This window comes from Streptomyces sp. B21-083, from assembly GCF_036898825.1.
In the GTDB taxonomy this organism is placed as follows: domain Bacteria; phylum Actinomycetota; class Actinomycetes; order Streptomycetales; family Streptomycetaceae; genus Streptomyces.
This window is the reverse complement of record NZ_JARUND010000002.1, coordinates 3,702,413-3,718,440: the sequence shown is the minus strand read 5'-3', so window position 1 is coordinate 3,718,440 and position 16,028 is coordinate 3,702,413. Positions and strand designations below refer to the sequence as shown.

The 16,028-nt window shown below is 71.4% G+C and carries 11 protein-coding genes; 4 read left to right on the top strand and 7 right to left on the bottom strand.

What is annotated here, in order from left to right; translation table 11 throughout:
• The first annotated feature begins 157 nt into the window (after positions 1 to 157).
• From QA861_RS40590 to QA861_RS40580, 3 genes are all read left to right on the top strand, one after another.
• On the top strand, positions 158 to 3,916 hold the full coding sequence (locus tag QA861_RS40590) for an ABC transporter ATP-binding protein (protein WP_443041641.1): 3,759 nt from the start codon (positions 158 to 160) through the stop codon (positions 3,914 to 3,916).
• 116 nt (positions 3,917 to 4,032) lie between these two features.
• Positions 4,033 to 4,437 carry a hypothetical protein gene (locus QA861_RS40585; protein WP_334593880.1) on the top strand — a complete coding sequence of 135 codons (405 nt, stop codon included), beginning with the start codon at positions 4,033 to 4,035 and terminating at the stop codon, positions 4,435 to 4,437.
• 131 nt (positions 4,438 to 4,568) lie between these two features.
• Positions 4,569 to 6,020, top strand: a complete 1,452-nt coding sequence (locus QA861_RS40580) for a S28 family serine protease (RefSeq protein WP_334593878.1) — start codon at positions 4,569 to 4,571, stop codon at positions 6,018 to 6,020.
• A gap of 76 nt (positions 6,021 to 6,096) precedes the next feature.
• Here the strand turns inward: QA861_RS40580 and QA861_RS40575 are convergent, their stop codons facing one another.
• The 6 genes from QA861_RS40575 to QA861_RS40550 all read right to left on the bottom strand — a co-directional run bounded on the left by QA861_RS40575 (position 6,097) and on the right by QA861_RS40550 (position 13,472).
• Positions 6,097 to 6,720, bottom strand: coding sequence for a GTP-binding protein (locus QA861_RS40575; protein WP_334593877.1), 624 nt, complete (start codon positions 6,718 to 6,720; stop codon positions 6,097 to 6,099).
• On the bottom strand, positions 6,701 to 7,090 hold the full coding sequence (locus QA861_RS40570) for a DUF742 domain-containing protein (RefSeq protein ID WP_334593875.1): 390 nt from the start codon (positions 7,088 to 7,090) through the stop codon (positions 6,701 to 6,703). Before QA861_RS40570 ends, QA861_RS40575 begins: the two co-directional genes overlap by 20 nt.
• Positions 7,087 to 7,515 carry a roadblock/LC7 domain-containing protein gene (locus QA861_RS40565; protein WP_334593873.1) on the bottom strand — a complete coding sequence of 143 codons (429 nt, stop codon included), beginning with the start codon at positions 7,513 to 7,515 and terminating at the stop codon, positions 7,087 to 7,089. The genes QA861_RS40570 and QA861_RS40565 overlap by 4 nt, the downstream gene beginning before the upstream one ends.
• Positions 7,512 to 10,610 (bottom strand): sensor histidine kinase, encoded by a 3,099-nt coding sequence (locus tag QA861_RS40560; protein WP_334593872.1) that lies wholly within the window; start codon positions 10,608 to 10,610, stop codon positions 7,512 to 7,514. The genes QA861_RS40565 and QA861_RS40560 overlap by 4 nt, the downstream gene beginning before the upstream one ends.
• 160 nt (positions 10,611 to 10,770) lie before the next feature.
• Complete coding sequence (locus QA861_RS40555; protein ID WP_443041640.1) at positions 10,771 to 11,481, bottom strand: hypothetical protein; 711 nt, start codon at positions 11,479 to 11,481, stop codon at positions 10,771 to 10,773.
• A 164-nt stretch (positions 11,482 to 11,645) separates the two neighbouring features.
• The gene (locus QA861_RS40550; RefSeq protein ID WP_334593870.1) at positions 11,646 to 13,472 is read right to left on the bottom strand and encodes a glycoside hydrolase family 3 protein; all 1,827 of its coding nucleotides are present in this window, start codon (positions 13,470 to 13,472) and stop codon (positions 11,646 to 11,648) included.
• Between the two features lie 488 nt (positions 13,473 to 13,960).
• On the opposite strand from QA861_RS40550, the gene aroA reads away from it, so the two are divergent.
• Positions 13,961 to 15,199, top strand: coding sequence for a 3-phosphoshikimate 1-carboxyvinyltransferase (gene aroA / locus QA861_RS40545; protein WP_334593869.1), 1,239 nt, complete (start codon positions 13,961 to 13,963; stop codon positions 15,197 to 15,199).
• Positions 15,200 to 15,217: 18 nt separating this feature from the next.
• Here the strand turns inward: aroA and QA861_RS40540 are convergent, their stop codons facing one another.
• On the bottom strand, positions 15,218 to 16,018 hold the full coding sequence (locus tag QA861_RS40540; RefSeq protein WP_334593868.1) for a sugar phosphate isomerase/epimerase family protein: 801 nt from the start codon (positions 16,016 to 16,018) through the stop codon (positions 15,218 to 15,220).
• Positions 16,019 to 16,028: the final 10 nt, after the last annotated feature.

The window sequence follows — 16,028 nt, the reverse complement described above, 5'->3', positions numbered from 1 at the left end:
TGCGGAGGGATGAAATCCGCTTCCGCCCGTGTTGGTGCTTACCGGCGGAGTGCGGAATCGCGGATCTACGGAAGGCGCCGGAGTGGCAGAGCAGCGGGGGCGGAAGCCTGGACACGAACCGGAACCCATAACGGCATCGGAACCGGCATCGGAACCGGTGTCGGGGCCGGTGTCGGCATCGGACCCGGTATCGGCACCGGGCTGGGCGCGGCGGCTGGTCGGATACGCCTGGCGGTATCCGAAGGACGTCGTGCTCTCCCTGGGCGCGTCCCTCGGCGGTATGGCCCTGATGGCGCTGGTCCCGCTGATCACCAAGGTGATCATCGACGACGTGATCGGCGACAAGACCCGGTCCATGGCCCCCTGGGCGGGCGCGCTCGTCGTCGCCGCCGTGCTCGTCTACGTCCTCACCTACATCCGCCGCTACTACGGCGGCCGGCTCGCCCTCGACGTCCAGCACGACCTGCGGACGGAGATGTTCGAGACGATCACCCGGCTCGACGGCCGCCGCCAGGACGAGCTGTCGACCGGCCAGATCGTCGGCCGGGCCACCAGCGACCTCCAGCTGATCCAGAGCCTCTTCTACATGCTCCCGATGACCCTCGGGAACGTACTGCTCTTCGTGATCTCCCTGGCGATCATGGCCTGGCTGTCCATCCCGCTCACCCTGGTCGCCCTCGCCGTCGCCCCCGCCCTCTGGTTCGTCGCCAAGCGCAGCCGTACGAAGCTCCACCCGGCCACCTGGTACGCGCAGGCCCAGGCCGCCGCCGTCGCCGGTGTCGTCGACGGCGCGGTGACCGGCGTACGCGTGGTGAAGGGGTTCGGGCAGGAGGACCAGGAGACCGGGAAGCTCCGGGAGGTCGGACGGCGGCTCTTCGCGGGGCGGCTGCGGACCATCCGGTTCAACTCCGTCTACACCCCGGCCCTGCAGGCGGTGCCCGTGCTCGGGCAGGTCGCCATGCTCGCCGTGGGCGGCTGGCTGGCCGTGGGCGGGCACATCACGCTCGGTACGTTCGTCGCCTTCTCCACCTATCTCGCCCAGCTCGTCGGGCCCGTGCGCATGCTCGCCATGGTGCTGACCGTCGGACAGCAGGCGCGGGCCGGCACCGAGCGTGTCCTTGAGCTCATCGACACCCGGCCGTCCATGACGGACGGCCACAAGGACCTCCCCGCCGATGCCCCCGCCACCGTCGAGTTCGACGACGTGTCGTTCGGATACGACCCCGAGCGCCCCGTCCTCGACGGGCTCAGCTTCGAGATCCGGCCGGGCGAGACCCTCGCCGTCGTCGGCTCCTCCGGTTCCGGCAAGTCGACCGTCTCGCTCCTCCTGCCGCGCTTCTACGACGTGACGCGCGGCGCGGTCCTCATCGGCGGTCACGACGTCCGCGAGCTGACCCACGACTCGCTGCGGGCCGCGATCGGGCTGGTCCCCGAGGACTCGTTCCTCTTCTCCGACACCGTCCGCGCCAACATCGCGTACGGCCGTCCGGACGCCACCGACGAAGAGATCCTCACCGCCGCGCGCGCCGCCCAGGCGGACCGTTTCATCGCCGAACTGCCCCTCGGCTACGACACCAAGGTCGGCGAGCACGGCCTCACCCTCTCCGGCGGCCAGCGCCAGCGCGTCGCCCTCGCCCGCGCCATCCTCACCGACCCCCGGCTCCTCGTCCTCGACGACGCCACCTCCGCCGTGGACGCGCGCGTCGAGCACGAGATCCACGAGGCGCTGAAGCAGGTCATGGAGGGCCGGACGACTCTCCTCATCGCCCACCGCCGCTCCACCCTCGGCCTCGCCGACCGCATCGCCGTCCTCGACGGCGGACGCCTCGCCGACCTCGGCACCCACGACGAACTCCAGGCCCGCTCCGCCCTGTACCGACGGCTGCTGACCGACCCGGACGAGCTGGGCGGCGTCTCGCCCGGCCGCGCCCTGCCCACCCCGCAGCCCGAGGACACCTCCGTACGGGAGGAGCTGGACGCCGAGTTCGACGCCGAGCGCGGGGTCACGCCGAGGCTGTGGACCGGCGACCGTGAGCGCAAGGACACCGCGTTCGACGGGATGCCGGCCACGCCCGAACTCCTCGCCCAGGTCGAGGCGTTGCCCCCGGCCGCCGACACCCCGGGCATCGACGAGGCACGCGCGGTCACGCCCGAGGAGTCGTACGGGCTGAAGCGGCTGCTGCGCGGCTTCGGGGCACCTCTGCTGGTGAGCCTCGCGCTGGTCGCCGTGGACGCCGGGGTGGGGCTGCTCCTGCCGATCCTGATCCGGCACGGCATCGACTCGGGTGTCTCCCAACTCGCCCTGGGTGCCGTGTGGGTGGCCGCCGGACTCGCGCTGGTGTCCGTCGTCGTCCAGTGGGCGGCGCAGATCGGCGAGATGCGGATGACCGGCCGTACCGGCGAACGCGTCCTGTACGCCCTCCGGTTGAAGATCTTCGCCCAGCTGCAACGCCTCGGACTCGACTACTACGAACGGGAGTTGACCGGGCGGATCATGACGAGGATGACGACCGACGTCGACGCCCTCTCCACGTTCCTGCAGACCGGGCTGGTCACCGCCTTCGTCTCCGTCGTCACCTTCTTCGGCATCATGGTCGCCCTCGTGGTGATCGACGTGCAGCTCGCCCTCATCGTGTTCGTCACCATCCCGGTGCTGGTCGTCGGCACCGTCTACTTCCGCCGGGCGAGCGTGAAGGCGTACGAGCTCGCCCGTGAGCGCGTGTCGTCGGTCAACGCAGACCTCCAGGAGTCGGTGTCCGGGCTGCGGATCGTGCAGGCCTTCCGGGGCGAGCGGACGGGCTCCGAGCGGTTCGCGGAGGGCAGCGACAGCTACCGCCAGGCGCGCGTGCGGGGCCAGTGGCTGATCTCCGTGTACTTCCCCTTCGTGCAGCTGCTGGCCTCGGTCGCGGCGGCGGCGGTGATGATCGTGGGCGCGGGACGGATCGACGACGGGACGCTGACGACCGGTGCGCTGGTCGCCTACCTCCTGTACATCGACCTGTTCTTCGCACCCGTGCAGCAGCTCTCGCAGGTCTTCGACGGGTACCAGCAGGCGACGGTGTCGCTCGGCAGGATCCAGGAACTCCTCCAGGAGCGGACCTCGACCGAGGCCGCCGAGGAGCCGATGGAGGTCATCTCCCTTCAGGGCGACATCGCCTTCGAGGGCGTGGACTTCGCGTACGGAGCCGGTGACGATGCCGAAGAGGCCCTGAGCGGCGTCCGGTTGACGATTCCGGCCGGGCAGACCGTCGCCTTCGTCGGCGAGACGGGCGCCGGCAAGTCGACGCTGGTGAAGCTGGTCGCCCGCTTCTACGACCCGACCGGCGGCCGGGTCACCGTCGACGGCACCGATCTGCGCGACCTCGACATCACCTCGTACCGGCATCGACTCGGGGTCGTGCCGCAGGAGGCGTATCTGTTCCAGGGGACCGTGCGGGACGCCATCGCCTACGGGCGGCCGGACGCCACCGACGCCCAGGTGGAGGCGGCGGCCCGGGCGGTCGGGGCGCACGACATGATCGCCACGCTGGAGGGCGGCTACCTGCACGAGGTCGCCGAGCGCGGACGCAACCTCTCGGCGGGGCAGCGCCAGCTGATCGCGCTGGCCCGCGCGGAGCTGGTCGACCCGGACATCCTGCTCCTCGACGAGGCGACGGCGGCCCTCGACCTGGCGACGGAAGCCCAGGTCAACCAGGCGACCGACCGCCTGGCAGGCCGCCGTACGACTCTCGTCGTCGCCCACCGCCTGACCACCGCCGCCCGCGCCGACCGGGTCGTCCTCATGGACCACGGCCGGGTCGCGGAGGACGGCACCCACGACGAACTGCTCGCCCTGGACGGCCAGTACGCCGAGCTGTGGCGCGCCTTCGTGGGCACGGCGGATGAACCGGAGGAACCGGTCACCTCGGTCCGCTGACAGGCCGGTGGGCCTGGGGGTCGGCGACTGGCGCAACCGTTCGATAGGTGCCGTGCGTCCGTACATCAGTACGGACGCGCGGCTAATGTCGTCGGTGGCAGCTGGAGGGGGAGACGGTGAGTGGTGGTTCGGTACGGCGGCGGATGGCGCTCGGTCTGGCCGTCCTGACCGCGTCCGGGATGCTCTCCCTCGCGAGCCCGGCCACGGCCGAGGCGGCCTCCACCGCCTCCGTGGTCTCGGCCTGCTCCGGCCGCAAGGCACGCACGCTGACGTTCTCCACCGGCGTGGTGCACATCTACCGGCGCAGCGGCTACGTCTGCGCGGTGACCGTGCCCAAGCGGCCGGGCGCCCGCCAGTGGATGTCGGTGAGCGTACGGGCGCGGGGCGGGCGGCCGGTCGTCGACGAGGGACTGTTCTCGAAACGGGCCGGACCGGTGACCGTGCACGCGGGCCGGCGGCAGGTGTGGGTCAAGGGCGCGATAGGGCGAGGATCGGTCAGTTCTGGCTGGATCCGGTGTTGAGCCCCTGCCCAGCGCCCCGCTCGGACCCTACCGACTGATCCACTGCCCGAGGGATTTCCCTATCTCCCCTGGTGCGCCGCCCAGTTGCTCCGATAGCTTCCGGCGCACAGATGTCTCACAGGGGAGGGTGTATGCGCAAGGCGTCCAGATGGCTGCTCGCGCTCGCCGTGCTCATCGGCACGTTGAGCACGGCGGGCGCGGCGACCGCCGCCCAGCCGGAAGCCACCGGCACCACGCGAACGGCCAGCGGTGCGGACATCAAGGACCAACTCCTCGCGATACCGGGCATGAGCCTGATCCAGGAGAAGCCGTACACCGGCTACCGGTTCTTCGTCCTCGACTACACCCAGCCGATCGACCACCGGCACCCGTCCAAGGGCACGTTCCAGCAGCGGATCACCGTCCTGCACAAGGACGTCGCGCGCCCGACGGTCTTCTTCACCGGCGGCTACTTCGTCAGCACGAACCCCAGTCGCAGTGAACCGACGCGGATCGTCGACGGCAACCAGGTCTCCCTGGAGTACCGCTTCTTCACACCCTCCAGGCCCGACCCGGCCAACTGGTCGAAGCTGGACATCTGGCAGGCGGCCGGCGACCAGCACCGCGTCTTCACGGCGCTGAAGAAGATCTACGCCAAGAAGTGGCTGTCCACGGGCGGTTCGAAGGGCGGCATGACCGCCACGTACTACGAGCGCTTCTACCCCCGCGACATGGACGGCGTCGTCGCGTACGTCGCCCCCAACGACGTGGTGAACAACGAGGACTCGGCCTACGACCGGTTCTTCGCGAGCGTCGGCACCAAGGAGTGCCGCGACCGGCTGAACGCCGTACAGCGTGAAGCGCTCGTCCGCCGCGAGCCGCTGGAGAAGAAGTACGCGGAGGTCGCCGCCACCGAGGGCTACACCTTCGACACCGTCGGCAGCCTCGACCGGGCGTACGAGGCCGTCGTCCTCGACTACGTCTGGGGCTTCTGGCAGTACAGCCTGCTCGCCGACTGCGAGTCCATCCCGGCGGACGCCAAGAACGCGACCGACGACGACATCTGGACCTCGATCGACACGATCTCCGGGTTCTCCGCCTACACCGACCAGGGCCTGGAGCCGTACACGCCGTACTACTACCAGGCGGGCACCCAACTCGGCGCGCCCAGCATCAGGTTCCCGCACATCGAGAAGAAGTACGTCCGCTACGGCTACCAGCCGCCGCGCAACTTCGTCCCCCGGGACATCCCGATGAAGTTCCAGCCGCGGGCGATGCGTGACGTCGACAACTGGATCCAGCACCGCGCCCAGCACATGCTGTTCGTGTACGGGCAGAACGACCCGTGGGGTGCCGAGCGGTTCCGTCTCGGCAAGGGCGCGAAGGACTCGTACGTCTTCGCCGCTCCCGGCCTGAACCACGGCGCGAACGTCGCGGGTCTGGTCCCCGAGCAGAAGGCGCTCGCCACGGCCCGCATCCTGGAGTGGGCCGGCGTCGCGTCGACCTCCGTCCGGGCGAACCCGTCGGTGGCCAAGCCGCTGGCGACGTACGACGCGCGGCTCGACAAGCGGAACATCGAGCGCGAGCCCATGCTGCGGCCGTAACGACCTTGCAGAGCATGGGCAGTTGATCGTGGCGCGGCCCCCGGTGACACTCACCGGGGGCCGCGCCGTCGTACGGTCAGCCGCCGATCGCGGTCGGCGGGAGGCCCGCCATCAGCCGGTTGACGAGGGCCACCAGCAGGTCGCGGCTGTCCAGCCGCTCCCGGAGGTCGCCCATGACGACCGGGACGTCCGGGGCGAGGTCGAGCGCGTCCCGCACCTCGTCCACCGTGCGGTCCCTGAGCCCGTGGAAGCAGTTGACGCCGACCACGAACGGAACTCCACGGCTCTCGAAGAAGTCGATCGACGCGAAACTGCTCTCCAGCCGCCGGGTGTCCGCGAGGACGACCGCGCCGAGCGCCCCGTGCACCAGGTCGTTCCACATGAACCAGAAGCGTTCCTGGCCCGGCGTGCCGAACAGGTACAGGACGAGCTGGGCGTCGACCGTGATCCGGCCGAAGTCCAGTGCCACGGTCGTCGTGGTCTTCTCCGCCACCCCGTCGAGATCGTCCACGCCCAGCCCGGCGACGGTCAGCCGCTCCTCGGTGTGCAGGGGCGGGATCTCGCTCACGGCGCCGACCATGGTGGTCTTGCCGACGCCGAAGCCGCCCGCGATCAGTATTTTCACCGCGGCGGGCGCGGTGGGCGTCCCGGCCACGGACACCTGTGACCCGGTCTGTTCGTCAGAGTCTGAGTAGGGCATCCTTCACCGCCTGGAGAAGAGTCATGTCGGGTGTCTGACCGACCCCGACGGCGAGTGGCGGCCGGGCTGTCACCCGGTCGAGCGTGATGAGGTCGTCGACGAGGATCTTCGTCACCGCCACGGGCAGGTTCAGCCCGGCGGCGACCTCCGCGAGAGCCACCGGCGTACGGCACTGCCGCAGGATCATCCGGTGCTCGGGCTGCAGAATCCGGTCGCCGGTCCGTTCGCCGGGCGTCACGGTGGCGATCACCGTGATGAGGGTGAGGTCGTCGCGTACCGAGGCCGTACGGCCATGGGTGATCGTGTACGGCCTGACGAGGCTCTCCTCGGCGTCATCGTCGTCCGGCGACGCGTCCGCCCAGTGGCTCACTCACGCCCCCCGCCCTCCAGGCGCTGGACCCGCACCTCGGTCCCCAGTCGCTGTCCCACCTGCTGGACGAGAGTGTCCATCGCCACGGCCATCACCTCGGCGTCGACCTCCTGGTCCGCCACGACCGCCAGATGGGTGCCCCGGCCGGCCGAGCTGACGAACAGCCAGAGTTCGTCGAGCTCGATGATGACCTGGTGGACGGCCCCGCCGCCGAAGACCTCGCTGACACCGCGGGCCAGGCTCTGCTGGCCGGTGGCGATGGCGGCCAGGCGTTCCGCGTCGACCCGGGCGATGCTGCTGGACTGGCTCACCACCAGCCCGTCGTCGGACAGCACGATGGCGTTCCGGGTCCCCGGAACCTGGTCGACCAGACGATCGAGCAGCCAGTCGAGGTCGGAGTTGGTGGCAGTGGTTCGCAGAGTCATCGTCCGTCTTCCTTCCGGGGCCGGGCGGGTCCCGGTGAGGGGTTGGGGGGCTGGTGGCTGGGCTGGTGATCGGCGTCGGGCCTGAGCCGGGCTGCCTTGGACTGGCGCTGGAAGGCACCGACAGTGGCACCGGAACGGGCGCCGGTCCGGCGGGGGAGCGGCTGCGCGGTGCCGGGTTCGGTGTCGTACGAGGGGGGAGCCTCCCGGAGTTCGGTGGCGAGACTGGCCTGCCGGACGCGCCGGGGCAGGGGGGCGGAGCTTGCGGAGGGAGCCTGGGCGGGGGCCTGCGCGGGGCGGCCCACCGGCGCTGAGGGCGCGACCCAGGGGCCGATGAGGGGACGCTCGTACGCTTCCTGCTCGCCGGTCGGTCCGGTGGTGCCGGTGGGCCCACCTGGCCCGGCGTGCGGCCGGGTGGTCGCGCCGCGCAGGGCGAGACGGTTCGGGAGGGCGCCTGGCTGGGCGCCCGGAACAGTCCGGCTCGGCACCGGCCCGCCCGGGTGCGGCTGACTGTCCGGGGCCGGTCGGCTCCGCGCCGGCTGGGCGGGCCCGGTGTCCGCGGTGGGCCCGGCGTGCGGCCGGGTGGTCGCGCCGCGCAGCGTGAGGCGGTCCGGGACGGCACCCGGCGGGCCGGCAGGGCCCGGCACCGGCCCGCCCGGGAGCGGCTGACTGTCCGGGGCCGGTCGGTCCCGCGCCGGCTGGGCGGGCCCGGTATCCGCGGTGGGCCCGGCGTGCGGCCGGGTGGTCGCGCCGCGCAGCGTGAGGCGGTCCGGGACGGCACCAGGCGGGCCGGCAGGGCTCGGGACCGGCCCGCCTGGGAGCGGCTGACCGTCCGGGGCCGGTCGGCTCCCCACCGGCTGGGCGGGCCCGGTATCCGCGGTGGGCCCGGCGTGCGGCCGGGTGGTCGCGCCGCGCAGCGTGAGGCGGTCCGGGACGGCACCCGGCGGGCCGGTAGGGCCCGGCACCGGCCCGCCCCGGCCCGGCTGACCGCTCCGCACCGACTCGCTCCGCACCGACCCGCCGGGTGCCGGCTGCCTGCCCGGCAGTGGCTGACTGCCTGAGGCCTGCTCACCAGGCAGTGGCTGACCGCCCGACACCAACCCGCCCGGCACCGGCTGACCGCCCGAGACCGGCCCGCCCGGCACCGTCCCACCCCGTTTCGGCTGACCCGTGGAGATCAGTTCCGACGGGACCAGGACGACGACCCGGGTGCCTCCGAACGACGAGGGGCGTAGCTCGACCGTGAGGCCCAGGTTGGCGGCGAGGCGGGCGACGACGTACAGGCCGAGACGGGCGTCGTCGGCGCGGGACATCACGTCCATGCGGGGCGGCGCGGCCATCAGCTCGTTCGCCTCGGCGTACTGCTCGGGGTCCATGCCCATGCCGCGGTCCTCGATCTCGATCGCGATCCCGCGCCCCACCTGGGAGGCGGTCACCTCGACCGGGGTCGGCGGCCGGGAGAAGGACACCGCGTTCTCCATGAGCTCCGCGAGAAGGTGGACCATCGGGCCGACCGCCCGCTCCGACAACCAGGTCTCGCCGTCGGTGTCGATGCGGATACGCCGGTAGTCCTGTACCTCGCCCTGGGCGGAGCGCAGGATGTCCAGCAGCAGAACAGGCCTGCGCCAGCGCCGCTGCGGCGTGCCGCTGCCGAGGATCACCAGGTTCTCCTCGTAGCGGCGCAGCCGGGCCGCCAGGTGGTCGAGGTCGAAGAGCCCTTCCAGGACGTCCGGGTCCTCGTGCCGCCGCTGCATCTCGCCGAGACGTTTCAGCTGCATACCGATCAGCAACTGGGTGCGCCGCGCGATGCGTTGCAGCAGCCGCTCGAAGCCGCGGTACAGCTCGATCTCCCGTACGGCCGTCTCCAGGGCCGAGCCGCGCGCCTCGTTGAGGGCCTGGCCGAGCTGGCCGAGTTCGTCGTCGCCGTGGCGGATCTCGGGCAGTTCGGCGTCGGTGTCGACCTTCTCGCCCTTGCGCAGTCGCTCCACGATGTCGGGCAGCCGCTCCTGGAGTTCGAGCGCCTCGGCGCGCAGGCCGAAGATCCGGCGGCGCAGCGTGCCGGTCAGCCGCAGCGAGAGGATCAGCATCAGCACCACGGCCGCCGTGCTCACCGCGGTGTTGACGATCATGTGGGTCATCAGGCCGTCGAGTTCGTCCTCGGTGGAGGCGACCAGATCCTCGGAGTACGCGTTACTGGCCCCCAGCAGCTGGGGGGTGATCCCCTTGATGCTCTGCCGCCACGTCTTCCCGAGCGCGGCGGAGACGACGGTCGGGTCGTCGGCGCCGTTGCCCTCGGCGTCGAGGATGCTCTGCTCGACCGAGGTCTTCCGCCTCCAGTCGGCGCCGGTCAGCACCGCCCGGTAGGTCTCGGCCCGGGTGTCGGGGAGCAGAGGGACGACCTTGTCGCTGTAGATGTGCTGCTGGCTGCCGACCATCTCGGCGATCTGGAAGCGCTGCTCACCGGTGAGCCTGCCGCTCGCCACTCCGGCGGTGATGATCGCGTCCTCGCGCGAGATCATCTCCTGGCCCCACTGCGCGTCGAGCGCCGGCCGGGTGAGGACGGCCGTCTCACCGACGCCGACGTTGCTGAAGTTCTCGAACAGCTGCATGCTCGACGCGATCGCCTCGGTGTACGCGTCGAACGTCTGCTGCTGGTAGGTCGACCGCCGGTCCACGGAGTCCCGGTAGCCCGGCAGCTTCTTCAGCCCGCGGGTGACCTCCTGGAAGGGCTCGGCGAGAGCGCTCGGGCCGGCGCCGAGCGCGACGAGGCTCCGTACGGACCTGTCGGTGAGTTCACGCTGACGCGTCAGTTCGGACCGGTCGGCCGCGGGGTCCGCGAGGACGGCCGCGCTGAGCCGCCGCTCCTCCTGGAGGTTGAAGAAGACGGTGACGAGCGGGGTGCCGAAGCGTTTCGCCTCGTCGTTGCGGTCATGGACGGTCCGCCAGTCGCCGTGGAGGTGGGCCGAGTCCATCGCGCCGAGGGCCACCAGGGCCAGACAGGGCACCAGGGCCAGGACGAGGAGCATGGTCCGGACGGACAACTGGCGCTTCGGAGCCCGGTCCTGCGGCTGCTGCGCCGTGCGTGCGTGGAGTGCCACAGAGGTTCCCGGCCTGTGAGTGCTGACGGACTGTCCGAAAATAAGCGGTCCGCGCCATGACAGGTGGGAGCCTACCGATTCACGAAATCAGCACAACAGTTGTTCCGGTGAATGGGAGCGACTCGTTACTCGGCCGAAGAAGCCGATGAAATGGAATCCTTCATACCGGTTTCGCGCATCCCACCGGCCGCTCCCCGCCCAACTGCACGTAAAGGGCGGTGGAAGTCGGGCAGTTGAAGCGTTTGGTGACGGCCTCGGTCACCCGGTACTCCGGCTTCTTCTCGCCCTTCCCGTCGCACGCCGTCTCGCGAACCTCCCCGCGCCCGGCGCTGTACACGCAGTCCCCGACGATCGTGCGCGGGCCTCCGCCGCCGCCGGGGTCGCCGGGGTGCGGGGCCTGGAGGTTGCGCATACAGGCGTAGCCCTGCGGGACGGCTCCGTCGCCGTCCTCGTCGCCGGAGGGCCGCTGCTCGCTGATGTGCAGCACGAAGTCGGTGGTCGCCGGGCACGTCGGGCCCTCGGTCACCGTGCCGTCGTACCGGGCCACGACCCGGGCCGCCGCGCGCTCGCTGGTGCAGGGCACCTCGGTGAAACTGGTGGTGCCGAAGGAGCTGCACTCGTCGATGGAGAGGAAGACGCTGCCGTAGCCGGTGGGCCGGGGCGACGCCGGCCGTTGGCCGACCACCGTGCCCGCGGCGGCCCCGGAGGCACCCGCCGACGAGCCGCCCACACCCACTGACCCCTCCCCGCCCACCGCCGAAGCGCCGGACGACAGCTGGCACCCGGTAGCCGTGAACATCGCGACCAGCGTCAGCAGCGCGCAGGCGACCACACGCACACGCGCCACTCCACCGGATCCCGCAGACCCCATAGGCCCCACGGACCGTTTTCCGTACATCGCATCCCCCCGAGTTCCCCCGCCCAGCGTGGCCCGCGACGCCAGGGTCACGCCGGAAGTCCAGCGGATTTGCGCCTATTGGGGGTGGTGCGCCGGTTGTGCGACGTACGCCGAGTACGCCTCCTTACCTCCTGCTCCTAGTACGACAGTCCGTGACCGATCGGATACAGCATGCTCGTGGGGTCGTCCGCGCGCAGCACCGGCACCGGCAGCTTTCCGCGTGGCCGGACCTGCCCCGCGATCACCCGCGCGGCGGCCCGGAGTTCGACATCGGTCCAGGAGTAGGTGGCCAAGTAGGCCTGTACGTCTGGGAGTTGGGCAACGTCGTAGGGGTTCCGGACGGCGACGCACACCACCGGCCGACCGGTGGCGAGGAGTTGGGCGACAAGAGTCCGCTGGCTGCTCCCGCCGCTGAGGTTGTACGTCCCGACCACCACCGCGTCCACCTCCCCGGCGGCGGCGACGGCCCGGGCGACGACGGCGGCCGAGGGGGCGGTCCCGGTCGGCAACGCGGAGGCGGTGAAGCCCAGTTCGGTGAGGGCGTCGGCCAGCACGGAGGTGGGCGGCCCGGTGGTACCCGACGGTGAGGCGGGATCGGCCCCGACGACGAGCACCCGCTTGTGGGTCACCCGGGAAAGGGGCAGCAGCTTCCGCTCGTTGACGAGGAGGGTGGTGCTCCGCTCGGCGATCCGGTCGGCGGCCAGGAGATGGCCCCGGACACCGACGACCCGGTCGACCCCGGCACGGGTGACGTACGGACGGCTCAGCAGCCCGAGCCGGTACTTGAGCCGGAGGACGCGCAGGATGGACGTGTCGAGGCGGGCCTCGGTCAACTCCCCCTGCCGCACTGCCGCCAGGACGGCGTTCCAGGCGATGTCGATCGACGGCGGGTTGAGCAGCTGGTCGACCCCGGCCTTCAGGGCGAGCACCGGAACACGGTCGTCGCCGTACTTCTCCCGTACGCCCTGCATACCCAGCGAGTCGGTGACCACGACCCCGTCGTAACCGAGTTGCCCGCGCAGGATGCCGGTGAGGATCGGGTGGGAGAGCGTGGCGGGGTCGCCGGAGTCGTCGAGGGCCGGGACCATGATGTGCGCGGTCATGATCGAGTCGATACCGGCGCGGATCGCGGCCCGGAAGGGCGGCGCGTCGACGGAGCTCCACTGCTCGCGCGTGTGCTCGATGACCGGGAAGCCGTAATGGCTGTCGACGGCGGTGTCCCCGTGCCCCGGGAAGTGCTTGGCGGTGGCGGCGACGGAGGACCGCTGGTACCCCGTGACCTGCGCGGCGACCAGCCCGGCGACGGCCTTCGGGTCGGCGCCGAACGACCGTACGCCGATCACCGGATTGGCGGGGTTGACGTTCACGTCGGCCACCGGCGCGTAGTCCTGGCGGATACCGAGGGCGCGCAGCTCGGCGCCGCTGATACGGCCGGCGGTGAGCGCGTCCGTGCGGGAGCCGTTCGCGCCGAGGGCCATGGCCCCGGGGAGGAGGGTGGCGGGGCTGCCGACGCGGGCGACGATCCCGTGCTCCTGGTCGGTGGAGATGAGCACCGGCAGACCACGGCTGAGGGAGAGGGAGGCTTTCTGGATGCCGTTGCTGAGGTCGGCGATCTGGTGCGGGTCCCGGGTGTTGTGCGCCCAGGAGAAGTAGATGATCCCGCCGACCCGGTACTTGGCGATGAGCTCGGCCGCCGTGCGTACGCCGATCTCGGCGAGGTTGGCGTCGATGTCGGCCTGGTCGGGCGCGGTGGCGGAGTGCCCGTAGACCCGCATGACGAACAGCTGGCCGACCTTCTCCTCCAGGGTCATACGGGAGATGATCCGGCGCAGCCGCGCGTCGATGTCGTACGGATGCGCCTCACCCCCGAGGGCGAGCGCGGCGCCGGTGCCGGCGGTGGCGGCGAGGACGGCGCGTCTGGAAGGACGGGTACTGATCCCATTCTGCTCAGCTGGGTCGCGCACGAAGGCGCTCCTTCCCTCGTGAAGGAAACTTCCGAGAAGTCACGAATAACCGGGAAGTTTCTTCCAGTCAAGGGTGCGCACGCTAACGCGAGATGGTCGCTTGTCCCCGGAAAGGGGACCGTCACCGGCGCATCGGAGGGGGGCGCGCCGGTGACGGCTCGCTGCCGGCCGCGGGCGGTTGGAGAGGGTGGGTCAGCGTTCGCAGCCAGCAGCGAGGCCGACACCGCACAGCGGTGACTCATCCGGCAGTCGTGCCGCTTGGACGGCACGGGACGGCGACGGGTTCCCGGATCGCGGCCGATTCCGCGAAGTCGGTACGGGGGCGAGCGGTGCGCCCAAAGGGGCGCGGGGAACTGCGCGACAAGCCACGACGGCGCCGCGGCGTACCGGCGAACCCCTCGCGGAACCTCCGGCGGAAAACACACCGTTCATGGTCCATTTCGCGGACGTTCCGGCACCCGGGGCGCGGGGCGGGCGAGCATAGGGGCATGGCCGTCGTAGAGATTCCCGGTTCCAAGTCCATCACCGCGCGCGCCCTCTTCCTCGCCGCGGCAGCCGACGGGGTCACCACCCTCGTACGCCCCCTGCGCTCGGACGACTCGGAGGGCTTCGCCCAGGGCCTGATCGCTCTCGGCTACCGGGTCGGACGGACCCCCGGCGCCTGGCAGATCGACGGCCGCCCCCAGGGCCCGGCGGCCACCGAGGCCGACGTCTTCTGCCGCGACGGCGCCACGACCGCCCGCTTCCTGCCGACCCTCGCCGCCGCCGGCCACGGCACCTACCGCTTCGACGCCTCCCCCCAGATGCGCCGCCGCCCCCTCGCCCCCCTCGCCCGCGCCCTGCGCGACCTGGGCGTGGACCTGCGGCACGAGGAGGCGGAGGGACACCACCCGCTGACCATCGAGGCGACGGGCGTGGAGGGCGGAAACGTCACCCTCGACGCCGGGCAGTCCTCCCAGTACCTCACCGCGCTGCTCCTTCTGGGCCCCCTGACCCGCAAGGGCCTGCGCATCCACGTGACCGACCTCGTCTCGGCTCCCTACGTGGACATCACCATCGCGATGATGCGGGAGTTCGGGGCGGAGGTACGCCAGGACGGAGATGTCTTCGTGGTCCCGCCCGGCGGCTACCGGGCCACCACCTACGCCATCGAGCCCGACGCCTCCACCGCCAGCTACTTCTTCGCGGCGGCCGCCCTCACCGGCGGCGAGGTGACGGTCCCGGGCCTCGGCACCGGAGCGCTCCAGGGCGACCTGGGCTTCGTCGACGTACTGCGCCGCATGGGCGCCCGGGCGGAGATCGCCGAAGACCGCACGACGGTCACCGGAACCGGCGAACTCCGGGGCCTGACGGTCAACATGCGGGACATCTCCGACACCATGCCGACCCTGGCGGCGCTCGCCCCCTTCGCCTCCGGCCCCGTACGCATCGAGGACGTGGCCAACACGCGCGTGAAGGAGTGCGACCGCTTGGAGGCCTGCGCGGAGAACCTCCGACGGCTGGGGGTACGGGTGGAGACCGGGCCCGACTGGATCGAGATCCACCCCGGTACGACCCCTGTCCCCGGCACGGACATCAAGTCGTACGGCGACCACCGCATCGTCATGTCCTTCGCGGTGACCGGCCTGCGCACACCCGGGATCACCTTCGACGACCCGGGGTGCGTACGCAAGACGTTCCCCGGGTTCCACGAGGCGTTCGGAGAGCTGAGGCAGGTACTCAGCTAGTCCTCGACCAGTACTCGGCTAGGCCGACTCGTTGAGCAGCCGGGCGAGGTGCTCGCGGCCGGCGCTCAGCAGGCCCTCCAGGGGTGCGGCGGCCTCGTACCACCGCTTCTCGTACTCCCAGCACAGCCAGCCGTCCCAGCTGTGCCGGGTGAGGACCTCGACGCACTCGGCGAGCGGCAGAACGCCGGCGCCCAGTGCGACCGGGGTGGTGTCGTCCGTCGAGGCGATGTCCTTGACCTGCACGTATCCGAGGTGCGGGGCGAGGGCCAGATAGCTCTCCGTCGGCTGCTCGCCGCCGAGCCAGGTGTGCATGACGTCCCAGAGCGCGCCCGCCTGACGGTGGCCGACGGGGCCCAGGACGCGGATCGCGTCGGCGCCGGTGCGGTGCGAGTCGTGGGTCTCCAGCAGGATGCGTACGCCGACGTCGGCGGCGTACTCGGCGGCCCTGCCGAGCCTCCGGGCCGCCGTCGCGTCGGCCTCCTCGGGGCTCTGGTCGGTGCCGCCGCCCGGGAAGACGCGGACGAAGGGGGACCCGAGGTCGCGGGCCAGGTCGAGGAGTGCGCGGAGTTCGGTGAGCACGGGCTCGTCGTCGCCGGGGGCCGCGACACGCACGTACCCGGCGAGACCGAGGAGTTCGACGCCGGACGCCTTGAACTCGGCGGCCACATCGGCTCGTTCGGCGAGGCCGAGACCGAGGTGGACGGGTTCTTCGGGGTGCGTGCGCAGTTCGACGCCGTGGTAGCCGTGGGTGGTCGCGAGCCGCAGGACCTCGGTGAGGGGGAGACCGGGCACGCCGAGGGTGGAGAACGCCAGTTTCATATCAGGGACC